A 22,811-nucleotide genomic window follows, 5' to 3' on the forward strand; every position below is an offset into this window, starting at 1 on the left:
GAAATGAAAAAAGGAGTACTGTTGGTTAATTTAGGAACACCTGAAGCACCAACAACTGCAGCAGTAAGAACCTATTTGCGTAAATTTTTAGCTGATAAGCGTGTAATTGATATGCCACGCGCATTATGGTTACCAATTTTATATGGCATGATCTTACCAGTTAGGCCGGCTAAATCAGCGGCACTTTATCGTAAAATTTGGACAAGCGAAGGGTCACCATTATTGTTGTTTGCGCAACAACAAGCAAAACAATTACAAGTACTATTGCCTGAACAAATCGTTCAATACGCAATGTGTTATAGTGATCCAACGGTTGATACTGCTTTAGAATCAATGGCAGCTGCAGGAGTAACTGAATTAACTGTGATTCCGTTATATCCACAATATTCAACGACAACGATTGGATCAGTATTTGATCAAGTTGCGTCACATTATATGCATTCTATGACACAACCTAAATTGCACCTAGTTGATTCGTTTTATGAAGATGAAAAATATATTCAGATCTTAGTTGATCAGATTAAGCAAGAGTTAATTAATCAGCCAGATGCCCATTTAGTATTTTCATATCATGGTATTCCACAAAAATATGCTGATCATGGCGATCCATATCCCAAGCAATGTACAACCACCACAAAACGAGTGATGGATTTGATTGGGGATGTACCATATACACAGTCATACCAATCTAAATTTGGTCCAAGTCAGTGGTTATTACCGGCGACAGCTCAAACAATGAGAGATTTACCAGGCCAAAATGTAACTAATATTATTGTGATAACACCTGGGTTCGTTGCAGATTGTCTTGAAACCATCCAAGAAATTGATCATGAAAATCGTGAATATTTCATGGAAAGTGGTGGAAAAAAATTTACTTATATTCATCCATTTAATGGCAATGAGAAGTTTACAAACTTGTTAGCATCACTAGTTGAGTAGTTAGTGTAAAATTTGTATCATTAATGTGTATATGTTATAGTAGGTAAGTAAATTAAAACTCGTTAACGAGTGAGCAGAAATGCTCGCTCTTTTTATTGCAAAAATACTGGAGGTGCTCAGGTGAGTGGTGTTGTGGAAACAGTTACGGAGCTAGTAATGCCAATCATTAGCGAACAAAATTTTGAATTATATGATTTGGAGTTTGTTAAAGAAGGTCAAAGCTGGTTCTTAAGAGTTTACATTGATAAGCCTGGTGGGATTACAATTGAAGAATGTGCCATAGTAAGTGATTATCTTAGCGAAAAACTTGATGGAATTGAACCAGATCCAATTCCCCAAGCATACTTCTTAGAGGTTTCATCACCAGGCGCTGAGCGTCAATTGAAAAAGCCTAAGGATTACGAAAGTGCCGTTAATGAATATATTAATGTGTCACTATATCAAGCTATCAATGGTAGCAAGATTTATGAAGGAACCCTCATTGAATTATCTGATGATGAATTAACACTAGATTATCTAGATAAGACTCGTCATAAGAAAATTACAATTGATCGTTCTAAAATTGCCAAAGCCAGATTAGCAATTAAGTTTTAAATCAAAGGAGTTGTAAACATGAATAAGGAATTAGTTGGAGCTTTAGATGCTCTTGAAAAAGAAAAAGGAATTAAAAAAGAAATTGTAATTGAAGCTTTAGAAGCCGCTTTAGTTTCTGCTTTTAAACGTAATTATGATCAAGCACAAAACGTTGAAGTTGATTTTGATGCAGTTAAGGGTAATATCAAGGTATACGCAGTTAAAACGGTTGTTGAAGAAGTAGAAGATGAACAACAACAAGTTAGCCTTGAAGGTGCGTTAAAAGTTAGTCGTGGTTATGAATTAGGCGATGAAATTCGCTATGAAGTTACACCACAAAACTTTGGCCGAATTGCAGCTCAAACAGCTAAACAAGTCATCATGCAACGAGTTCACGAAGCCGAACGTAATGTCGTTTTTGAAAAATATAGTGAATACGAAAACGAAATTGTTACAGGTGAAGTTGAACGCCAAGATAGTCGTTTTATCTACGTTAGTTTAGGAAACGTTGAAGCAGTAATGCCAGTTTCAGAACAAATGCCTAACGAAAATTATAAAATGCATGATCGAATTCAAGTCTTTGTATCAAAAGTTGAAAATAGCACTAAGGGACCTCAAGTGTTCGTTAGTCGGACTGCACCTGAACTTTTGAAACGATTATTTGAAAAAGAAGTGCCTGAAATTTATGATGGAGTAGTTGAGATTATGTCAATTGCTCGTGAAGCAGGTGATCGTGCGAAGGTTGCAGTTCGTTCAAACGATGAAAATGTCGATCCAGTTGGGACGGCAGTTGGTCCTAAGGGTCAACGGGTTCAAGTAATTGTCAACGAACTTGGTGGCGAGAACATGGATATTGTTGAATGGATTGATGATCCAGCTCGTTACATTGCGAATGCTTTGAATCCAGCTGAAGTTTTAGATGTAATTTTTGATCCAGAAAATGAACGTGCATGTACGGTTATTGTTCCGGATTATCAATTATCATTAGCAATTGGTAAGCGTGGCCAAAATGCTCGTTTAGCAGCTCGTTTAACTAATTATAAGATTGATATCAAACCAGAATCAGAAATGTCTGATTCCGCACCAGCAGAAGAAAACACTGAAGCTTAACAGTTATATGACAAAGAGGTGAGTTACGTTGAAACAGCGAAAAATACCAATGCGTAAAGATATCGTGACTGGCGAAATGATGGAAAAGAAAGAGTTAATTCGTGTTGTACGTAACAAGGAGAATGAAGTTTCTCTTGATCCGACTGGTAAAAAGCCAGGTCGAGGTGCGTATGTTATGATTAACGTTGATATTGTTAAAAAAGCATTTAAAAATCGAACTTTTGATAAAGTGTTTGAAACAAAAATTGACGATTCTTTCTATGAAGAATTAATCGAGTATGTTGATCATCAACAAGCTCGTCGCGAGTTATTTAAAAATGAATAATGAGCAAAAAGCCTTGAATTTACTTGGGTTAACAAGACGTGCTGGAGAATTAATCTCTAGTGAAGATATAGTTCTTAGAGCCGTTAAGAGTCGAAAAGTAGCGTTTGTATTTATTGCAAAAGATGCTGGGGCTTCAACAAGTAAAAAATTTCAAGATAAGTGTAATTTTTATAAAATAAGTTATGATTTATCATTTACAAAAGAACAACTGAATCAAGCAACCGGTCAACTTAGGACAGTCTATGGGGTAACCCAAAATGGATTTGCTAAAAAGTTCAAGGAGTTGCTAACTATGTAAAAGGAGAGTGAACACATGGCTAAAGAACGAATTTATGAACTAGCAAAAGAATTAAATGTTGAAAGTAAAGTGGTCATTGATGCTGCAACTAAAAAGGGTATCTCTGTAAAGAATCACATGTCTTCAATTGAAGATAAAGATGCTGCTACAATTAAGCAATCAATCAAAGGGGGAGCAAGTGCTCCTGCTAAGAAAACGAGTGCACCTGTTAAGCCAACATCAAGTAGTACAGCTGTTAAGCCAGCTTCATCAACAAATAATGTGAGCCACTCATCTAATAACAGCTCACGTCCACAATCAAACGGACAAAGCCGTCCATCAAGCAACAGCTCACGTCCACAATCAAACGGACAAAACCGTCCATCAAACAACAGCTCACGTCCACAATCAAACGGACAAAGTCGTCCATCAAGTAACAGTTCACATCCACAATCAAATGGACAAAGTCGTCCATCAAATAACGGTTCACGTCCACAAACAAACGGACAAAGTCGTCCATCAAACAACGGTTCACGTCCACAAACAAACGGACAAAGTCGTCCATCAAACAATGGTTCACGTCCACAATCAGGTGGACAAAGCCGTCCATCAAACAACGGTTCACGTCCACAATCAGGTGGACAAAGCCGTCCATCAAACAACGGTTCACGTCCACAATCAGGTGGACAAAGCCGTCCATCAAACAACAGCTCACGTCCACAATCAGGTGGACAAAGCCGTCCATCAAATAACAGTTCACGTCCACAATCAGGTGGACAAAGCCGTCCATCAACTAGTAGTTCGCGTCCACAGGGTTCTAGTAATGGTGGCGGTCGTTTTGGCGGTAGTTTAAATTCCGGTGGTAATGGTGGTGGCGGTAATAGTAGCCGTCGTGGTAAAGGTGGTTACCGTGGTAACAACCAAAACCGTTATACTAAGAAGAAGAAAATCAAAACTAATGGACGGATTAAGGAAACGGCTGTTCAAACGCCTGCTCCTACTCGTAAAGAACGTCCATTGCCAGAAACTTTAGTTTATTCTGTTGGAATGAATGCACAAGATTTGGGAAAGGTTTTACATCGCGAACCAGCTGAATTGATCAAGAAATTGTTCATGCTTGGTGTGATGGTTAACCAAAATCAATCATTGGATTCAGATACAATTGAAATTTTGGCTGCCGATTATGGGATTGAAGCTGAACAAAAAGCAGAAGTCGATGTAGCTGATATTGATAAGTTCTTTGATGAAGAACAAGAAAACCTTGTTGATGCTACACCACGTCCACCTGTAGTTACAGTTATGGGACATGTCGATCATGGTAAGACAACCTTACTAGATAAACTTCGTCATACTCATGTTACAGATGGTGAAGCTGGTGGAATCACACAAGCAATTGGTGCTTATCAAGTAAATTACAACGATAAGATGATTACATTCTTGGATACTCCAGGACATGCTGCTTTTACTGAAATGCGTGCTCGTGGTGCCAACGTTACTGATATCACTGTGCTAGTTGTTGCTGCTGATGATGGTGTAATGCCACAAACTATCGAAGCAATTAACCATGCTAAAGCTGCTGGAACACCAATTATTGTTGCAGTTAATAAAATTGATAAACCAGATGCTAATCCTGATCATGTAACTGAACAATTAGCTGCTTATGATTTGGTTCCTGAATCATGGGGTGGAGATACAATCTTTGTTAAGATTTCAGCTAAAATGGGTGAAAATCTTGATGAATTATTAGACATGATTTTACTTCAAGCAGAAGTGCTTGAGTTAAAGGCTAATCCTAATCAACGTGCTGCCGGTTCAGTTGTTGAAGCTCGATTAGATAAGGGTAAAGGAACAGTTGCTACTTTACTAATTCAACAAGGAACGATGCATGTTGGGGATCCAGTCGTAGTTGGTAACACCTACGGACGAGTTCGTACCATGACTAACGAAAATGGTCGTCGAATTAAGATTGCAACACCATCAACTCCAGTTGAAATTACTGGATTGAGCGGTGTGCCAGATGCTGGTGATCGTTTTGTCGTCTTTGAAGATGAAAAAACTGCTCGTACTGCAGGTGAAGAACGTGCTAAGCGTGCTTTACTTAAAGAACGTGCTAATACAACCCATGTTACTTTGGACAACTTGTTTGATTCCCTTAAAGAAGGCGAATTGAAGTCAGTACCTGTAATTATTAAGGCTGATGTTCAAGGTTCCGTTGAAGCTCTTGCACAAAGCTTGAAGAAGATTAAAGTTGATGGTGTTAAGGTAGATATTATTCATACTGCCGTTGGTGCTATTAATGAAAGTGATGTTACATTAGCTGAAGCTTCAAATGCGATTATCATTGGCTTTAATGTACGTCCAACTCCACAAGCTAAGGTACAAGTAGAATCTGGCGAAGTTGATGTTCGTCTTCATCGTGTTATCTATAACGCAATTGATGAAGTTGAGTCAGCTATGAAGGGTATGCTTGAACCAGTCTATGTCGAAGAAGTAACTGGTGAAGTTGAAATTAAGGAACTTTATAAAGTTTCTAAAATTGGTACAATTGCAGGTGGAATGGTCACTACTGGCCGGATTACCCGTGATGCTGGAATCCGCTTGATTCGTGATGGCGTTGTAATTTATGAAGGTAAGCTTGGTAGTTTGAAGCGCTTCAAGGATGACGTTAAGGAAGTTAAGGCTGGATTTGATCTTGGATTAACAGTTGAAAACTACAATGATATCAAGGTAGACGATGTGATTGAAGCTTATGTTATGAAAGAAGTCCCAGTAGAATAATAGTTATCCATTAATCAAAGGAGGTTCTTGAGATGGCAGATAAACGTTATCGCGTTGGTCGTTTGAGTCAAGAAATTCAAAAAGAGGTTAACGACATTTTATTAAAACGTGTTCGTGACCCTCGCGTTGAAGGAATCACAGTTACTGGTGTCGAAGTAACTGGAGACCTCCAACAAGCAACCATCTATTACAGTATTTTGTCTGATAAAGCATCTGATGCTTCAAAGGCACAAACTGGCTTAGAAAAATCTTCAGGATTAATTCGGAGCGAGTTAGGTTCACGCTTAACAATTTATAAAACTCCTGAATTGATTTTTGAACAAGATCGTTCAGTTGCATACGGTTCTCGAATCGATCAACTTTTGAATGATATGCACAAAAGAGAATAATTGAAATAATACTTAATGACTATTAATCATAGTTATTAAGTATTTTTTTATCTTTATTTTAAATAAAACTATTACGACTTTTATGGTCATTTCCTGTATACTTAATGACTGTTGGAGGAATTATCATGAATGGAATTATTCCCTTATTTAAAGAACGCGGTATGACTAGTCACGATTGTGTTAGTAAGTTACGTAAAATTTTGCATACAAAAAAAGTTGGTCATTCAGGAACCCTGGATCCCAATGTTGATGGCGTTTTACCAATTGCAATTGGTAGTGCAACTAAAGTAGTTGAGCTATTGATGGAATCTGGCAAGATGTACAAAGGTGAGTTATTAATTGGTTATGCTACTGATACGCAAGACTTAGATGGAGAAATTATTGAAACTAAGTCTTTAACTCAGGCATTTACTGATGAACAAATTATCGAACAAATGAAACAATTAACTGGTGATATTATTCAAATTCCACCAATGTATTCGGCAATTAAAGTTAATGGGCGAAAATTGTATGAGTATGCGCGTGCGGGTGAAACGGTTGAACGACCAGAGCGGCATATTAATATTTCTCGTTTTGATTTGGTATCATCGACTTATGATGCTGACAGCCAGCAACAACGAGTTAGATTTGAAGCTGAATGTAGCAAAGGAACATATATTCGAACCTTAGCAGTTGATTTGGCAGCACGCTTAGGTTATCCTGGCGTGATGAGTGATTTAACGCGTGTTAAGAGTGGTGGCTTTACAATTAATCAAGCGGTAAAATTAGCTGAAGTTCAAGCTGCCATGGATAATGAAACCATTGACGAACTATTAAATCCGATTGATATTGTCTTAACTCAATATCCAAAAATTAATTTAACGGATATACAATGGAAAGGCGTTCAAAACGGTATGTGGATGCGTCTATCTGAGATTGATAGTGAAGCAGAAACCGTTGCGATGCGTTATCACAATGAAATTAAAGCGTTATATTTACGACATGACGCAGAGAACTGCTATAAACCACTGAAGATGTTTTCAGTCAAATAGGAAGTGAAATTTTGAAAGTAATTAACTTACATCAACCTTTTGAACAAAACAAAATTCCTGCAGGAAAAGTGGTACTTGCGATGGGATTTTTTGATGGGGTTCACCGAGGCCATCAAGCAGTTATTGCGAAAGCACGGCAGCGAGCGAATGAATTAAAATTACCGCTAGCTGTACTGACTTATGATCACCACCCATCAATTGTCTATACGACAACTAACCAACAGCAAACTTATTTATCAACATTACCAAGAAAATTGGAACTACTTGAACAGCAGGGCGTAGATTTAACTTATGTAGTTAGTTTTACTTCTGCGTTATCCGAGTTAGCACCACAACAATTTGTAGATGATTACTTAGTTAGATTTCATGTGGCTGCTGCAGTTGCAGGGTTTGATCATACTTATGGCCCCAAAGAAACGGCGACGATGGATAAATTAATCGGATATGCTCAGGGTCGGTTTGAAGTTATAGTGGTAGATAGTGCTAATGATGAAAATATAAAAATTAGTTCAACTAGAATTCGTGAGACTTTAGATGATGGTCAAATAATTGCTGCTAATAAGTTATTTGGGTATCAATATCAAACGACTGGGTTAGTAGTTCATGGTGAGGCGAGAGGAAGGACGTTAGGTTTTCCAACAGCTAATATTGATTGGCCAATTAATGAGCAGATACCACACATTGGCGTTTATACCGTTCAATTAAAGATTGGTGATCATTGGTATAATGGAATGGCATCAATTGGACATAATGTAACGTTTGGAGATGCTCGTCCTAAAACTTTAGAAATTAACTTATTTGATTTTAATCAAGCAATTTATGGTGAAAATGTTGTTGTTCGCTGGATATCATGGTTACGAGATGAAGTTAAATATACAACAGTTGAAAATTTAGTTTTGCAATTAAAGCAAGATGAAATTGACAGTCGAACTATTTTTAAAAATCAAAAATAATAATAAAAGCACGATAACCTTTGATGGTTATCGTGCTTTTTTTGAATAATTTATTTGGATAATTTAGCTTGGCATTCAGGACAAAGACCGTGAACTGAAATTGAATTACTTGAAATTTTGTAGCCAGATAGTGTTTCGGCTTGTTGTTGCAGTTTATTTTCAATATTGACGAAGTCGGTAAAGGCAATATCAGTAATCTTACCGCAATTATCACAAATTGCATGGTAGTGGTGATGTTCAAAATAATCATAGTGAGTACTACCATCACCATTTTGAATTTCAATAACAATTCCATGATCAACGAAAGTATTCAGGGTATTGTAAATTGTTGCAGACCCTAAATTAGGAAGTTTTCGATTTAAATCTGATTTAATCATTTCTACAGTTGGATGAGTAATGTGGCTAGCTAAATAGGCCAAGATAATATGGCGCTGAGCAGTAATTCGAAGATGGTTATTTTTCAATACTTCGCGAGTCTGTTCAATTACATTTTTTTCAGCCAATTTAGTAGCTCCCCTCAAAATTAATATCTGTATCTATTAAAGCACTATTTTTTGAATCTTTCTAGATTGATAACTAAAATCTTTACTTTAATAAATAAGACAACTATAATTGATCTAGATTAGAATCATTATAAACTAGAGGTAGGGAAATGAAAAAGAGAAATAAGATTAGTTTAGCCGCACGAGTCAATATTATTCGTGCAGGCGTAATGGGGGCCAATGACGGGATTGTTTCTGTTGCGGGGATTGTTATCGGAGTTGCAGGTGCTAATGGAAGTACATTTGCAGTACTATTGTCGGGCTTATCTGGAATGTTGGCAGGAACCATTTCAATGGCAATGGGCGAATGGGTTTCTGTCAGCACCCAACGTGATAGTGAAAAAATGGCAATGATTGAAGAAAAAGGTCGCTTGCATCATAATTTTGAGCAGGAATTTGAATATATTAAAAATAAGTATGTTTTAACCGGAATTTCAGAATCCTTAGCACATAAAGCGGTGGACGAAATGATGCGTGATAAGCCATTAGAAGTCGGAATTCGAGAACGATATGGGTTTGACCCTAATGAAAAAACAAGTGCGCTAATGGCAGCAATAGCATCAATGATTTCATTTCCACTAGGTTCGTTATTGCCGTTATTAACCATTACGTTATTAAAAAATGATAATGCAATTGTAGCGACAATGTTCTCAGTTGTCATTGCGTTAATTTTTACGGGATGGGCAGCGGCTCGATTAGGGGATGCTAATCCTAAAAAAGCTATTATCCGAAATGTCGTGGCAGGATTATTAACAATGTTAGTAACATATGTCGTTGGAACACAATTTGTATAAAATCGGGTGAATTAAATGGAACAGGTTAAAGAAGAACAAACCTTAGCAGAAAAATCGAATACGATCCGTGCTGCTGTTTTAGGTGCTAATGATGGAATTTTAACGGTGGTCGGCGTTCTTTTTTCAGTTGGGGTAGCTACTTCAAATCAAGGAACCATCATTATTGCGGGGGTATCAGATTTAATTGCATGTGCATTATCAATGGCTTCCGGTGAGTATGCATCAGTTAGTTCTCAAAAGGATACGGAACAAGCAGTTGAACAATCTGAACGAAAATTAATTGAAACAGATTTTAAGCATGAAACAAGGCAGGTGGCAGATTATTATATGAACCGTGGTGTTTCGGCAACGACGGCGACTGAGATTGCTGATGAGTTGATGGAGCAAAAGCCATTAGAAACAGTCCTTAGAACAAAGTATGATTTGAAATATGGTCATTACATGGATCCATGGCAAGCAGCTTTTTCTTCAATGTTTGCGGCTGCTTCGGGTGGATTATTTCCATTACTAGCGATTATTTTGTTTCCAGCCGATATTAAATGGGCGGGGACAATCCTAGCAGTGATCTTATCAGTTACTTTGACGGGATTTTTAAGTGCTAAGTTAGGTGATGGATTAGTCAAAATTGCAATTATCAGAAATGTAATTGTTGGAATTATTACCATGTTTATTCATTTTTACGTGGGAACGTTATTTTAATAGAAAAAGCTAATTCAGTTGATTTGAATTAGCTTTTTTAGTGGATTGAGCCACGATGACTACCGCCAGCTTTTCCGCCTTTAATGACATTTCGTTTAAATTTTTGATGATTTTCATTGACTAATTTAAAATTTTTCATTTTATACATGAATGGTTTGTTAGTCATCCGTTGTTTGGTCCAGAATTGCATATCAGCAATCATCTTTTCAAGGGTAATCAATTGCGAATGATTGTCCTCACGAATGGCTTCGTCATGAATATCTGATTCTAGGCGTAAAACCAAATTTTGATGATACTTAAGCAATTCCATAGTTAGATCAGCTTTACGATATTGATTAAATAAATCTTGAATAGTGGTCATCGCTTCTTTAACGTTGTTTGGTTGAACATAGCGATTTTTTTCATTTTCTGACATAGTGACTCCTAATATTTTTATTAATTAATATCTGACGGGAGGTAATTGTTATTTAGTAGGGCAATAATTTGTTGACATTTCTTGACTTTAAATTGTGGACTTGGTATATTATACATTGTGTTTAGCACTTGAACGAGTCGAGTGCTAAAAAGGAAGTGATAATAATGTTAACAAAACGTCAAAGTGATATCCTGCAAGCAATTGTACGCCATTATACATCAACAGGGCAACCGGTTGGTTCAAAAGTATTGGCTGATAACTTACCTGAAAGGGTTAGTTCGGCCACTATTCGAAATGAAATGGCTTCATTAGAAGAAATGGGACTAATTGCGAAGGAACATTCGTCTTCAGGACGAGTACCTTCAACAGTGGGTTACCGATATTATGTCGATAACTTGTTGGATCAGCAAGCAGTTCATGAAAGTGATGTTGCCATCATTCAGAATTCATTTGGCCAAGATTTTAATAAAATTGATGAAATTGTTGCAAGGTCGGCTGATATTTTGTCGGACTTGACGACGTTTACGACGTTTACATTAAAACCTGAGCAAAAAATGGCGCGGTTAAGTGGATTTAGATTAGTGCCTTTAGGTAATCAACAAGTAATGGCAATTATCGTAACCGATAGTGGTGACGTTGAAAGTCAAAACTTTACGATTCCAAGAGACATGAATACTGATGAACTTGAATCAGTGATTCGCTTGATTAATGATCAATTATCTGGGTTGCCGTTGACCGAAGTATTAACGCGTCTGCAACAGGATATTCCATTTAAGATTAAAGATTACATGCATAGTCCCAATGGAGTGCTTGATATTTTTGATAACATTTTATCACATGCATCTAGTGAACGATTTTTTGTTGGTGGTAAGATGAATCTGTTGGGATTCTCTCATAATCATGATCCAAATACGCTACAAGCATTATATGGATTACTTGATCAAAATGAAAGATTGTCAACAGTTCTTGATCCGCTTGATGATAGCATCAATGTGCGCATTGGTAGTGAAATCTCAAATGAGTTATTAGATGATTTCAGCTTAATTACGGCTACATATGATGTTGATCAATATGGTAAAGGTATTATTGCCGTACTAGGGCCAACGCGGATGCCATATTCACGTACGATTGGGTTAGTTAGTGCCTTTCGTCAAGAGTTAGCTAAGCAGATGCTAGATTATTATCATCGTTATTACGATCAATAGGAGGTTCCATTTAATGGCTAAGGATAAAAAGCAGACAACTGATGAAGCTGTCGAAGAAGAACAAGTTGAAACACCCAAAGTTGATGAAACTAAAGAAGCTGTCGAAGAGGTTTCAGAAGTCGATCAATTAAAGGAAAAGCTTGCGAAAGCAGAAGATTCACTTTTACGCGAACAAGCTGAAATTCAAAACATGAACAATCGTTTTAAAAAGGAACAAGCTAGCTTGTTGAAATATGATGGTCAATCGTTGGCAAAAGCAATTTTACCAGTGATGGATAACTTAAAACGGGCATTAGAAATTGAAGTTAGTGATGAGAATGGCGAACAGTTAAAGAAGGGTATTCAGATGGTTCATGATCATTTGGATGAAGCTTTAACTGGCAATTCAGTTACTGAAATCGAAGCTCTGGGTCAAAAGTTTGATCCAACTTTGCATCAAGCAGTTCAAACTGTACCAGCTGAAGACGGACAAGAATCTGATACAGTAGTTCAAGTACTACAAGCAGGTTATCAATTGAAGGATCGTGTTTTACGCCCTGCAATGGTAATGGTTGCTCAATAATATAATAAAATAAGAAGAGGTAAATTAAACATGGCAAGTAATAAAATTATCGGAATTGATTTAGGAACTACAAACTCGGCTGTTGCTGTAATGGAAGGTAATGAACCTAAAATCATTACTAACCCAGAAGGTAACCGTACAACACCATCAGTTGTTTCATTTAAAGATGGTAAAACTCAAGTTGGGGAAGTTGCAAAGCGTCAAGCAATTACAAACCCTAATACAATTGTTTCAATCAAGAGCCACATGGGTGAAGCTGGTTATACAGTTGAAGTTGAAGGCAAAAAGTATACACCACAAGAAATTTCAGCAATGGTACTTCAATATTTGAAGAAATATGCTGAAGATTATCTTGGTGATGAAGTTACTGAAGCCGTTGTTACCGTTCCTGCATACTTTAATGATGCACAACGTCAAGCAACTAAGGATGCTGGTAAAATTGCCGGACTTGATGTTAAACGTATTATCAACGAACCAACTGCATCTTCATTAGCATATGGTTTAGACAAACAAGATAAAGATGAAAAAGTTCTTGTTTATGACCTTGGTGGTGGTACTTTTGATGTTTCAATCCTTGAATTAGGTGATGGCGTATTCCAAGTACTTTCAACTAATGGTGATACACATTTAGGTGGGGATGACTTTGATCAAAAAGTTATCGACTGGCTTGTAGCTGAATTTAAAGCTGATAACGGCGTAGATTTAGGTCAAGATAAGATGGCTCTTCAACGTTTGAAGGATGCTGCTGAAAAGGCTAAGAAGGATGTTTCAAGTGCTAATGAAGCAACCATCAGTCTTCCATTTATTTCAGCTGGTGCTGCGGGTCCACTTCATTTGGAAAAAACAATGAGTCGTGCTAAGTTCAACCAATTAACAGTTGATTTAGTAGAACGTACTAAGCAACCAGTATTGAATGCTTTGAAGGATGCCGGACTTTCATTCTCTGATTTAGATGAAATCATTTTAAATGGTGGATCAACACGAATTCCTGCCGTTCAAGAAGCTGTTAAAGAATTAACTGGTAAAGAACCTAACCATTCAATCAACCCTGATGAAGCCGTAGCGATTGGTGCTGCAGTTCAAGGTGGTGTGTTGACTGGTGATGTTAAAGATGTTGTTTTACTTGATGTTACGCCATTATCACTTGGTATCGAAACCATGGGTGGTGTGATGACTCAATTAATCGAACGTAACACAACAATTCCTACTTCAAAGAGTCAAACGTTCTCAACGGCCGCTGATAACCAACCAGCTGTTGATATTCACGTATTACAAGGTGAACGTCCAATGGCTGCTGATAACAAGACCCTTGGAAACTTCCAATTGACTGATATTCCAGCTGCACCTCGTGGGGTTCCACAAATCCAAGTTACATTTGATATTGATAAGAATGGTATTGTAAATGTATCTGCTAAGGATTTGGGTACTAACAAGGAACAAAAGATTACTATTAAGAGTAATTCTGGCCTTTCTGATGACGAAATCGATCGTATGATGAAGGAAGCTTCTGAAAATGAAGAAGCTGATAAAGCTAAAAAAGAAGAAGTTGACTTGAGAAATGAAGTTGACCAACTATTATTCCAAGTTGATAAGACTTTGGAAGACCTTAAGGGTAAAGTTTCTGATGAAGAAGTTAAAAAGGCTGAAGATGCACGTGATGCATTGAAGAAAGCTAAAGAAGACGACAACATCGAAGACATGAAGACCAAGAAGGATGAATTGAACGAAATTGTTCAAGAATTGACAGTTAAGTTGTATCAACAAGCTCAAGAAGCCCAAGGCGCTGAAGGTGCCGATGGTGAAGCTGACGGTAAAAAAGATGATGACAACACTGTTGATGGTGACTTTGAAGAAGTAGATCCTAAAGACAAGAAATAGGAGTGCGCAAAAAGTCGGTAGTTTGGGCGCGTTAACCTAAGATAATGATGATTTCGAACTTTGAAATAGAATTATCTGTAGTTAAGTAAGCAAACTGACTTTTGAAGCCGATTATAGAAATCGGTACCACCCTAATAAATCGATAGTAAAAGCCAAAGTCTTGTGCTTTGGCTTTTACTTGGTACTAGATTTTATGGTATAACTAGAGGACTACTTTATAACGGAGGATCCAAAAAATGGCAGATAAAAATCCATATGATGTGTTGGGTGTCGATAAAGGCGCTTCACAAGATGAAATCAAAAAAGCATATCGTAAATTATCAAAAAAATATCATCCGGATTTGAACAAAGAAGCCGGTGCTGAAGATAAGTTTAAAGAAGTTAATGATGCTTTTGAAACTGTTGGTGATGAACAAAAACGCCAACAATACGATACTTACGGTTCAGCTGGTTCACAAGGTGGATTTGGTGGCGGTGGTTTCGGTGGTGGTCAATACCAACAAGGTGGATTTGGTGGCGGCGGTGGCGGATTTGATGACATCTTTAGCCAATTCTTTGGTGGCGGTGGTCAACAACGTCGCGATCCGTCAGCACCACAACAAGGTCGTGATTTACAATATAATATGACTTTGAAATTTGAAGAAGCCATTTTTGGTAAGACAACAACGATTAAGTATAACCGTGAAGCTTACTGTGGTACTTGTGATGGTTCTGGTGCTAAAGCTGGAACTTCACCAGTAACTTGTTCTAAGTGTGGTGGTAGTGGAACGATTGATGTAATTCAAAATACACCACTTGGTCGGATGCGTTCACAACAAACTTGTGATGTTTGTGGTGGAACTGGTAAAGAAATCAAAGAAAAATGTGATACTTGTCATGGCTCAGGTCATGTTTCTGAACGTCATGAATTAAAAGTTGATGTTCCAGCTGGGGTTGATGATGGACAACAAATGCGTCTTCAAAACCAAGGTGAAGCAGGAGAAAATAAAGGCCCTTATGGAGATCTTTATATTGTCTTTACTGTAACGCCTAGTCGCGAGTTTACTCGTGATGGCAATGACATTTACTTTGATCAACCAATTTCATTTACACAAGCAGCGCTTGGTGATGAAATCGGGGTTAAAACCGTGCATGGTGATGTGAAATTGAAGATTCCGGCAGGAACACAAACCGAAACTAATTTCCGTCTTCGTGGTAAGGGTGTTCCTCGTGTTAATGGTAATGGTACTGGGGATGAACATGTTAAAATTCATGTTGAAACGCCTAAGAGCCTTAACAAAGAACAAAAAGCTGCCTTACAAGCATTCGCTGAAGCTTCTGGTGAAAAAGTTTCCGGGGGCAAAAAAGGTGTCTTTGATAAATTAAAAGATGCATTTGATGATTAAAAATTAATTAATTGAATAAACTAATGTGGATAATAATCGTCCATATTAGTTTATTTTTTTTGATAGCAATTGTAATTTCATTCCTTTTGGTAAACTTAAGTTAGCATGATATACTTTGATTGTTCTTAGACTAACGCGCTTACTAAAGGAGAAAATTATTATGGCAAATGCAGTTATGGCTATTCAAGTTTTACCTGAAGCAGATTCAACTAAAGAACTACTAAGATTAGTCGACGTGGCAATTGCAGAAATTGATGCAGCTGGGATGTCGTATGAAGTGGGTGCGTTTGAAACCACGATTGAAGGTGATTTAGATAACCTAATGAAGTTATTACATCGAATTCAAATAAGTGTAACGGATAGTGGTGCACCTCGAATTAGTAATTATATTAAGTTATCATATGCACCAGCAGAACATATATTAACGACAGATGAAAAATTAGCTAAATATCGTGAAGTAAATAATAAAAATAGCCATCAAATTAAATAATTTTCAAAGATAGATTATTCAAAATTTTAAATTTGAATAATCTATTTTTTTGTAGGGTTGTTAAATGACTAGTAGTAACTGTTAAGCGTATAATGGTTACATAATCTGAAACAAGAAGGAGTAGCCTATGAGTCATTTTTATGAAAGCTTTCATCCAAACAATTACAATATTTATTTAGATATTAACCGTGCTACCAAAACTATTATTGGTAAAACCGTCATTCGCGGTGAAGCATTATCGTCATCAATTTCAATTCACCAAAAATATTTAGATATTAAAAGTGTTTTAGTTGATAATCAAACAACTATTTTTAAATTACAAGATGAAGCAATTTTATTGCCGGATGTTAAAACGGGTGATATTGAAGTTATCATTGAATATTCAGCCAAATTAACTGATTCAATGATGGGGATTTATCCATCCTATTATGAAGTTGATGGCGTTAAAAAACAGTTAATTGGAACTCAATTTGAGACGACTTTTGCGCGTCAGGCGTTTCCATCAGTTGATGAACCTGAGGCTAAAGCAACGTTTGATTTAGCCATTAAGTTTGATGAACAAGCTGATGAAACAATTATTGCAAATATGCCTGAAATTCGTGTTGAATCGGGAGTTCATTATTTTGAAACGACAGTTAAAATGTCGACTTATTTAGTTGCCTTTGCTTTTGGTGAAATGCTAAGTAAATACACTACCACTGAGAGTGGCGTTAAGATTGGTGTCTTTGCGACAAAAGCACATCAAGATAATGAATTGGATTTTGGTTTAGACATTGCCAAACGTTCAATTGAATTTTATGAAGACTTTTATCAAACTCCATATCCATTGCCACACTCATGGCAGTTGGCATTGCCGGACTTTTCGGCTGGGGCAATGGAAAACTGGGGCTTAGTCACTTATCGAGAAGCTTATTTAGTACTAGATCCAAATAATACATCACTAGAGACTAAACAATTAGTGGCAACGGTCATTGCTCATGAATTAGCTCATCAGTGGTTTGGTGACTTGGTTACGATGAAGTGGTGGGATGATTTATGGTTAAATGAAAGTTTTGCCAATATGATGGAATATGTGGCAATTGACGCCCTTGAACCAGACTGGAAAATTTGGGAAAGTTTCCAAACTTCAGAAGTATCAGCTGCATTACAGCGTGACGCCATTGATGGTGTTCAATCAGTACACGTCCAAGTTGAAAATCCAGCTGAAATTGATGCTCTTTTTGATGGTGCAATTGTTTATGCCAAGGGTGCCAGAATGCTAGTAATGGTGAGAGCTCTCATTGGTGATGATGCCCTACGAATGGGCTTGAAAAATTATTTTGCCAGTCATCAATTTGATAATGCCACCGGAGCCGATTTATGGGCGGCCTTAGGTGAAACGTCAGGTATGGATATTGGTAGTATTATGCAATCTTGGTTAGAACAACCAGGCTATCCAGTTGTAAACGCCAAGCTTGTCGATGGACAATTAACGATTAGCCAGGAGCAATTTTTCATTGGCGAAAATCAACCTAAGTCACGACAATGGCAGATTCCATTGAACAGTAATTATCATGAATCACCAGCCATCTTTGCCGAGGTAGAAAATACACTGGGTGACTACGAACAGTTGCGATCACAAAATGGCGTTCCATTTAGATTAAACGTTGGCAATAATTCTCACTTCATAGTTAAATATGACGAAACGTTATTAGCAGACATTATCGAACATGTGACTGAATTAGATTCAATTTCACAATTACAATTGTTGCAAGACTTACGCTTATTAGCTGAAGGTGGACAAATTTCATATGCGACCGTGGTACCTTTATTGAGTCACTTTATTACGAGTCATTCAAATATTGTTAATGCCGCACTCTATCGTTTAGCCAATGATTTGAAAAAATTTGTGACGCTTAATTCTCATGAAGAACAGCAACTACAAGCATTCTTCAATAAAATGAGTGATAATCAAGTTAATCGATTAGGTTGGTTGCCGGTTGATGGTGAGACTAATGATGATCAATTAACACGGCCATACGTTCTAAATGCTACTTTGTATGCTGAAAATCAAAAATCAATTGAAATCGCGCATCAAATTTATCAAAATAATGTCGATAAAATTGCTGATTTACCAGCTGATATTCGGGTATTTATTTTGAAAAATGAAGTAAAAAATTATGGTAACCGTGAATTAGTTAATCAAATGTTGCTGGCTTATCGTCAAACATCTGATGCCAGTTACAAATCAGATCTAAGAGTAGCAGTGACTAGCACACAAGATACAGAGTTAATTAAACAAATTATCGCTGAATTTAAAAATGCAGAGACAATTAAGCCTCAAGATTTACGTGCCTGGTTCCGTGGAATTTTGGCCAATAGTCATGGGGAGCAAGCTGCGTGGGATTGGATTCGCAATGATTGGGATTGGTTAGAAAAAACAGTTGGTGGAGATATGGAATTTACCACTTACATTACGGTGATTGCAGGTATTTTTAAAACCCCAACTCGTTTGAAAGAATTTAAATATTTCTTCTGGCCAATGCTTGAAATACCTGGATTAAAGCGTGAAATTACGATGGATTTAAAGGTGATTGAAAGTCGGGTTAATTTAATTGCAGTAGAGCAAGTTGCTGTTAATCAAGCAATTATGAGCGAAATTAAATAAATTATATAAAGGAAGTCAATTTTATGAAAGCAACTATATTTATCGAACCCGGTAAAGTTGAAATTAAAGAGGTTCCAAAACCAAGTATTTCCGGTGACAATCAAGCGATTATTCGTGTTGTTCGCGCATGTGTATGTGGCTCTGATTTATGGTGGTATCGCGGACTATCTGATCGTGAAACAGGATCAATGGTTGGTCATGAAGCAATTGGCATCGTTGAAGAAGTTAGTCCAGAGGTTACTAATGTAGCGGTTGGTGATTTTGTAATTGTGCCATTTACCCATGGCTGTGGACATTGTGCCGCTTGCCTAGCTGGATTTGATGGTAACTGTTTGAATTCACCAGCTGGTAATACAGCATATCAAGCCGAATATTTGTTATATAACAATGCTGATTGGGGACTAGTTAAAGTTCCTGGTGATCCTAAATCATTCTCAGATAAGATGTTAAATTCGTTATTGAGCCTATCAGATGTAATGGCAACTGGATATCACGCTGCCGTTACAGCGGAAGTTAAAGCTGGTGATACGGTAGTTGTTATGGGTGACGGTGCAGTTGGCCTTTGCGGAATTATTGGGGCTAAATTATTAGGGGCCAAACGAATTATTGCAATGAGTCGACATGAAGATCGTCAAAAGTTAGCTAAAGAATTTGGCGCAACAGATATCATTGCTGAACGTGGTGACGAAGCCGTTGAACGGGTGATGGAATTAACTAATGGTGGAGCAGATGCTGTTTTAGAATGCGTTGGAACAGAACAATCTGTTGATACAGCTGTTAAAGTTGGACGCCCAGGGGCAGTTGTTGGCCGGGTTGGTGTGCCACAAAAATCAGATATGAATACTAACAATTTGTTCTGGCGTAACGTTGGTCTTCGTGGCGGAATTGCAGCTGTTACGACCTATGATAAAAGCGTTTTGTTAAAATCCGTCTTAGATGGAAAAATTGAACCAGGTAAAGTATTTACCAAGTCATTTGAACTTGAAAATATTCAAGCTGCATATGAAGCCATGGACCAACGAATTGTGATTAAATCATTAGTGAAGATTAGTGAAATATAAAAATCTGGTTGGTTATCTTAGTAGTTTATTCTCGTTGTTAACTGGGGCTATCATGGTATACTAGTAATTGATGATACACGGAGAAAGCGAGAATAAAATGAACTTAGAAGAAATGAAAGCACGACAAAGTCATATTCGTAATTTTTCGATCGTGGCCCATATTGATCACGGTAAATCAACATTGGCTGATCGAATTTTAGAGTTGACCGATACCGTTTCAAAACGGGAAATGCAGGCACAGTTGCTTGATACGATGGACTTGGAACGTGAACGTGGAATTACGATCAAGTTAAATGCGGTGGCGCTTAATTACACGGCTGAAGATGGTGAAACTTATACTTTCCATTTAATTGATACTCCGGGACATGTGGATTTTTCATATGAAGTTTCGCGGTCATTGGCTGCCTGTGAGGGTGCGATTTTAGTTGTTGATGCTGCTCAAGGGGTTGAAGCACAAACTTTAGCTAACGTCTATTTGGCGTTGGATAATGATTTGGAAATCATTCCGGTGATTAATAAAATTGATTTACCATCGGCTGATCCTGAGATGGTAAAAGGTCAGATTGAAAATCAAATTGGCCTTGATGCTTCTGATGCGGTGTTAGCAAGTGCTAAAGCTGGAATCGGAATTGAAGAAATCTTGGAACGGGTTGTAACTGATGTTCCAGCCCCTGATGGCGATCTAGAAGCACCATTAAAAGCGTTAATCTTTGATTCAATTTATGATGAATATCGTGGCGTGGTTTTAAGTGTCCGAGTTAAGGAAGGAACCGTTAAACCAGGCGATAAGATTCGTTTGATGAATAGCGGTGCTGAATATGAAGTTGTTGAAGTCGGAGTAAACTCACCGAAACCAATTAAAAGTGAGTTGTTAATGGCAGGGGATGTTGGCTATATTACGGCCAGCATCAAGGACATTCAAGAAACGTCAGTCGGTGATACTATTACCGATGCCAATAATCCAACTGATGCACCATTAGATGGGTATCGTAAGATGACGCCGATGGTTTATTCAGGTTTGTATCCAACCGATAATGCTAAATTTGTTGATTTACGTGAAGCACTTGAGAAGTTACAACTTAATGATGCTTCGTTGACCTTTGAACCTGAATCTTCGACAGCGTTAGGATTTGGATTCCGTTGTGGCTTCTTAGGATTGTTGCATATGGATGTGGTTCAAGAACGATTAGAACGTGAATTTAATTTAGATTTAATTACGACGGCACCATCGGTTACTTATAAAGTTGACTTGAATGATGGCGGTGAAAAAATCGTTGAAAATCCATCTGATTTACCAGATGCATCAGAAATTAAAGCGATTAACGAGCCATATGTTTTTGCCCAAATTATTGTTCCTAATGATTATGTGGGAGCGGTAATGGAACTAGCTCAACGTAAACGTGGTATTTTTGAAACGATGGATTACTTGGATGATATCCGTGTAAACGTTAAGTATCATATTCCATTGTCAGAAATTATTTTTGACTTTTTTGATAAGTTAAAAAGTAGTACTAAAGGATATGCATCTTTGGATTATGAAATTGAAGAATATCGTCCAAGTGAATTAGTTAAAATCGATATCTTGTTGAATAGCGAAAAGGTGGATGCCTTGAGTTTCATCGCGCATCGTGAATTTGCTGAAGCTCGTGGTCGTGATATTACATCACGTTTGAAGAAAATAATTCCACGTTCTAACTTTGAAATCCCAGTTCAAGCAGCAATTGGCGCTAAAATCATTGCCCGAACTAATATCAAGGCTTATCGTAAGGATGTTACAGCTAAGATTCATACTGGTGACCCTGATCGTCGTGCTAAGCTACTTGATAAGCAGAAAAAAGGTAAGAAGAGAATGAAGTCGATAGGAACGGTAGAAGTCCCTCAGGAAGCCTTTATGACGGTTCTTCAAACTGGTGACGATGAAAATGGTAAAAAATAGTTGATATAATAACGTTTAAAGAGCTAACTCAATTGGGAGTTAGCTCTTTTTTGATGTTTGTATCGATAAGTAGTTAATAATACGGTATGATAAATAAAAATAGGGGGGCTACAATGAAAATATTTAGATATGGCTTAGACGCACCAGCATTTGTGATTGGATATTTTTTATTTGGAATAGTTGCTATTATTCTTGATGTGCTTGGCTATCTTCAAGGATGGTCATTTGGTGGTATTATATGTATTTTATTTTCATTATGGATGGCTTTTAGTAGTTTATTTGGTAAAAGTATTGCTTTAGATAAAGTCTTAAAGACTAATTTACCTCAAGATAAATTGATTAAGTCATTAGATATTGGAACTGGTCGAGGATTAGTATTAGCTAAATTGGCCCGTCTTGATAATGTTCAAATCGCTACCGGAATTGATTTATGGTCGAATAAAGATCAAAGTAGTAACGCTAAAGATAACACGATAAAAAATATGGTACTAGAGGGATTAGCCAGTAAAACTCAAATTGATACTGGAAATATGTTAAAGATGCCATATGAAAATGAAACGTTTAACGTCGTAACGGCATCGTTTTCGATTCATAATGTTGGCAAAAGTAACGTTCAACAAGTCTGTCAGGAAATATATCGAGTAGCTGCTAAAGATAGTATCATTATTATTTTTGATATTATGTATCTTGGTAAGTATAAGCAATATTTTAAAGCTCTAGGTGCTGATATTTTAAAAGAATCATTGCCAACCCCATTAACGTTTCCGTGTGCACGAACATTAGTTATTAAAAAAGTATAGTAAAGGAGCCAACTCATTAAAT

The 22,811-nt window shown here is 37.2% G+C and carries 22 protein-coding genes; 20 read left to right on the forward strand and 2 right to left on the reverse strand.

What is annotated here, in order from left to right; genetic code table 11:
• Nucleotides 1-3: 3 nt before the first annotated feature.
• The 9 genes from hemH (at nt 4) to ribF (ending at nt 8,375) form a co-directional block, all read left to right on the forward strand.
• Nucleotides 4-939, forward strand: coding sequence for a ferrochelatase (hemH, locus tag FC70_RS07790; protein WP_057890440.1), 936 nt, complete (start codon nt 4-6; stop codon nt 937-939).
• 120 nt (nt 940-1,059) lie between these two features.
• Nucleotides 1,060-1,533, forward strand: a complete 474-nt coding sequence (gene rimP, locus FC70_RS07795; protein WP_057890441.1) for a ribosome maturation factor RimP — start codon at nt 1,060-1,062, stop codon at nt 1,531-1,533.
• Between the two features lie 18 nt (nt 1,534-1,551).
• Nucleotides 1,552-2,622, forward strand: coding sequence for a transcription termination factor NusA (gene nusA, locus FC70_RS07800; protein WP_057890442.1), 1,071 nt, complete (start codon nt 1,552-1,554; stop codon nt 2,620-2,622).
• Between the two features lie 28 nt (nt 2,623-2,650).
• On the forward strand, nt 2,651-2,947 hold the full coding sequence (gene rnpM / locus FC70_RS07805; protein WP_057890443.1) for an RNase P modulator RnpM: 297 nt from the start codon (nt 2,651-2,653) through the stop codon (nt 2,945-2,947).
• Entirely contained in the window at nt 2,940-3,245 is a 306-nt protein-coding gene (locus FC70_RS07810; RefSeq protein ID WP_057890444.1) for a L7Ae/L30e/S12e/Gadd45 family ribosomal protein, read from the forward strand. The genes rnpM and FC70_RS07810 overlap by 8 nt, the downstream gene beginning before the upstream one ends.
• Nucleotides 3,246-3,260: 15 nt before the next feature.
• Entirely contained in the window at nt 3,261-6,002 is a 2,742-nt protein-coding gene (infB, locus tag FC70_RS07815) for a translation initiation factor IF-2 (protein ID WP_057890445.1), read from the forward strand.
• 32 nt (nt 6,003-6,034) lie between these two features.
• Complete coding sequence (rbfA, locus tag FC70_RS07820) at nt 6,035-6,391, forward strand: 30S ribosome-binding factor RbfA (protein WP_057890446.1); 357 nt, start codon at nt 6,035-6,037, stop codon at nt 6,389-6,391.
• A 125-nt stretch (nt 6,392-6,516) separates the two neighbouring features.
• On the forward strand, nt 6,517-7,422 hold the full coding sequence (gene truB, locus FC70_RS07825; protein WP_057890447.1) for a tRNA pseudouridine(55) synthase TruB: 906 nt from the start codon (nt 6,517-6,519) through the stop codon (nt 7,420-7,422).
• Nucleotides 7,423-7,433: 11 nt separating this feature from the next.
• On the forward strand, nt 7,434-8,375 hold the full coding sequence (gene ribF, locus FC70_RS07830; RefSeq protein WP_057890448.1) for a riboflavin biosynthesis protein RibF: 942 nt from the start codon (nt 7,434-7,436) through the stop codon (nt 8,373-8,375).
• Nucleotides 8,376-8,425: 50 nt separating this feature from the next.
• Here ribF and FC70_RS07835 read toward each other — a convergent pair whose 3' ends face one another.
• A complete protein-coding gene (locus tag FC70_RS07835; protein ID WP_057890449.1) occupies nt 8,426-8,878 on the reverse strand; it encodes a Fur family transcriptional regulator in 453 nt (150 codons plus the stop codon).
• A gap of 149 nt (nt 8,879-9,027) precedes the next feature.
• Here FC70_RS07835 and FC70_RS07840 point away from each other — a divergent pair, with 149 nt between their 5' ends.
• Both FC70_RS07840 and FC70_RS07845 read left to right on the forward strand, forming a co-directional pair.
• The gene (locus tag FC70_RS07840; protein WP_057890450.1) at nt 9,028-9,711 is read left to right on the forward strand and encodes a VIT1/CCC1 transporter family protein; all 684 of its coding nucleotides are present in this window, start codon (nt 9,028-9,030) and stop codon (nt 9,709-9,711) included.
• 15 nt (nt 9,712-9,726) lie between these two features.
• Entirely contained in the window at nt 9,727-10,410 is a 684-nt protein-coding gene (locus FC70_RS07845; RefSeq protein WP_057890451.1) for a VIT1/CCC1 transporter family protein, read from the forward strand.
• A 37-nt stretch (nt 10,411-10,447) separates the two neighbouring features.
• On the opposite strand, the gene FC70_RS07850 is transcribed toward FC70_RS07845, so the two are convergent.
• Nucleotides 10,448-10,825, reverse strand: coding sequence for a hypothetical protein (locus tag FC70_RS07850; protein ID WP_057890452.1), 378 nt, complete (start codon nt 10,823-10,825; stop codon nt 10,448-10,450).
• 164 nt (nt 10,826-10,989) lie between these two features.
• Between FC70_RS07850 and hrcA the strand changes: the two genes are divergently transcribed.
• From hrcA to FC70_RS07895, 9 genes are all read left to right on the forward strand, one after another.
• Nucleotides 10,990-12,030: a heat-inducible transcriptional repressor HrcA gene (gene hrcA, locus FC70_RS07855; RefSeq protein ID WP_057890453.1), complete on the forward strand. Its 1,041-nt coding sequence runs from the start codon at nt 10,990-10,992 to the stop codon at nt 12,028-12,030.
• A 13-nt stretch (nt 12,031-12,043) separates the two neighbouring features.
• Nucleotides 12,044-12,592 carry a nucleotide exchange factor GrpE gene (gene grpE / locus FC70_RS07860; RefSeq protein ID WP_057890454.1) on the forward strand — a complete coding sequence of 183 codons (549 nt, stop codon included), beginning with the start codon at nt 12,044-12,046 and terminating at the stop codon, nt 12,590-12,592.
• Between the two features lie 30 nt (nt 12,593-12,622).
• Nucleotides 12,623-14,470 carry a molecular chaperone DnaK gene (gene dnaK / locus FC70_RS07865; RefSeq protein ID WP_057890455.1) on the forward strand — a complete coding sequence of 616 codons (1,848 nt, stop codon included), beginning with the start codon at nt 12,623-12,625 and terminating at the stop codon, nt 14,468-14,470.
• A gap of 236 nt (nt 14,471-14,706) precedes the next feature.
• Nucleotides 14,707-15,855 (forward strand): molecular chaperone DnaJ, encoded by a 1,149-nt coding sequence (gene dnaJ, locus FC70_RS07870; protein ID WP_057890456.1) that lies wholly within the window; start codon nt 14,707-14,709, stop codon nt 15,853-15,855.
• A 160-nt stretch (nt 15,856-16,015) separates the two neighbouring features.
• Complete coding sequence (locus tag FC70_RS07875; RefSeq protein WP_057890457.1) at nt 16,016-16,345, forward strand: thiamine-binding protein; 330 nt, start codon at nt 16,016-16,018, stop codon at nt 16,343-16,345.
• A gap of 127 nt (nt 16,346-16,472) precedes the next feature.
• Complete coding sequence (locus tag FC70_RS07880; RefSeq protein ID WP_057890458.1) at nt 16,473-18,992, forward strand: M1 family metallopeptidase; 2,520 nt, start codon at nt 16,473-16,475, stop codon at nt 18,990-18,992.
• Nucleotides 18,993-19,015: 23 nt separating this feature from the next.
• Complete coding sequence (locus FC70_RS07885; protein WP_057890459.1) at nt 19,016-20,053, forward strand: zinc-dependent alcohol dehydrogenase family protein; 1,038 nt, start codon at nt 19,016-19,018, stop codon at nt 20,051-20,053.
• A 97-nt stretch (nt 20,054-20,150) separates the two neighbouring features.
• Nucleotides 20,151-21,989, forward strand: a complete 1,839-nt coding sequence (gene lepA, locus FC70_RS07890; protein ID WP_057890460.1) for a translation elongation factor 4 — start codon at nt 20,151-20,153, stop codon at nt 21,987-21,989.
• Nucleotides 21,990-22,102: 113 nt separating this feature from the next.
• Nucleotides 22,103-22,789 carry a class I SAM-dependent methyltransferase gene (locus FC70_RS07895; protein WP_057890461.1) on the forward strand — a complete coding sequence of 229 codons (687 nt, stop codon included), beginning with the start codon at nt 22,103-22,105 and terminating at the stop codon, nt 22,787-22,789.
• Nucleotides 22,790-22,811 lie beyond the last annotated feature (22 nt).

This window comes from Paucilactobacillus oligofermentans DSM 15707 = LMG 22743 (assembly GCF_001434315.1).
In the GTDB taxonomy this organism is placed as follows: Bacteria; Bacillota; Bacilli; order Lactobacillales; family Lactobacillaceae; genus Paucilactobacillus; species Paucilactobacillus oligofermentans.

Excerpts from the sequence above, each read along its gene's own strand:
- hemH (WP_057890440.1), top strand. The coding sequence starts at position 4 with ATGAAAAAAGGAGTACTGTTGGTTAATTTAGGAACACCTGAAGCACCA.
- nusA (WP_057890442.1), top strand. The coding sequence starts at position 1,552 with ATGAATAAGGAATTAGTTGGAGCTTTAGATGCTCTTGAAAAAGAAAAA.
- FC70_RS07810 (WP_057890444.1), top strand. The coding sequence starts at position 2,940 with ATGAATAATGAGCAAAAAGCCTTGAATTTACTTGGGTTAACAAGACGT.
- infB (WP_057890445.1), top strand. The coding sequence starts at position 3,261 with ATGGCTAAAGAACGAATTTATGAACTAGCAAAAGAATTAAATGTTGAA.
- rbfA (WP_057890446.1), top strand. The coding sequence starts at position 6,035 with ATGGCAGATAAACGTTATCGCGTTGGTCGTTTGAGTCAAGAAATTCAA.
- truB (WP_057890447.1), top strand. The coding sequence starts at position 6,517 with ATGAATGGAATTATTCCCTTATTTAAAGAACGCGGTATGACTAGTCAC.
- FC70_RS07840 (WP_057890450.1), top strand. The coding sequence starts at position 9,028 with ATGAAAAAGAGAAATAAGATTAGTTTAGCCGCACGAGTCAATATTATT.
- FC70_RS07845 (WP_057890451.1), top strand. The coding sequence starts at position 9,727 with ATGGAACAGGTTAAAGAAGAACAAACCTTAGCAGAAAAATCGAATACG.
- FC70_RS07850 (WP_057890452.1), bottom strand. The coding sequence starts at position 10,825 with ATGTCAGAAAATGAAAAAAATCGCTATGTTCAACCAAACAACGTTAAA.
- hrcA (WP_057890453.1), top strand. The coding sequence starts at position 10,990 with ATGTTAACAAAACGTCAAAGTGATATCCTGCAAGCAATTGTACGCCAT.
- grpE (WP_057890454.1), top strand. The coding sequence starts at position 12,044 with ATGGCTAAGGATAAAAAGCAGACAACTGATGAAGCTGTCGAAGAAGAA.
- dnaK (WP_057890455.1), top strand. The coding sequence starts at position 12,623 with ATGGCAAGTAATAAAATTATCGGAATTGATTTAGGAACTACAAACTCG.
- dnaJ (WP_057890456.1), top strand. The coding sequence starts at position 14,707 with ATGGCAGATAAAAATCCATATGATGTGTTGGGTGTCGATAAAGGCGCT.
- FC70_RS07875 (WP_057890457.1), top strand. The coding sequence starts at position 16,016 with ATGGCAAATGCAGTTATGGCTATTCAAGTTTTACCTGAAGCAGATTCA.
- FC70_RS07880 (WP_057890458.1), top strand. The coding sequence starts at position 16,473 with ATGAGTCATTTTTATGAAAGCTTTCATCCAAACAATTACAATATTTAT.
- FC70_RS07885 (WP_057890459.1), top strand. The coding sequence starts at position 19,016 with ATGAAAGCAACTATATTTATCGAACCCGGTAAAGTTGAAATTAAAGAG.
- lepA (WP_057890460.1), top strand. The coding sequence starts at position 20,151 with ATGAACTTAGAAGAAATGAAAGCACGACAAAGTCATATTCGTAATTTT.
- FC70_RS07895 (WP_057890461.1), top strand. The coding sequence starts at position 22,103 with ATGAAAATATTTAGATATGGCTTAGACGCACCAGCATTTGTGATTGGA.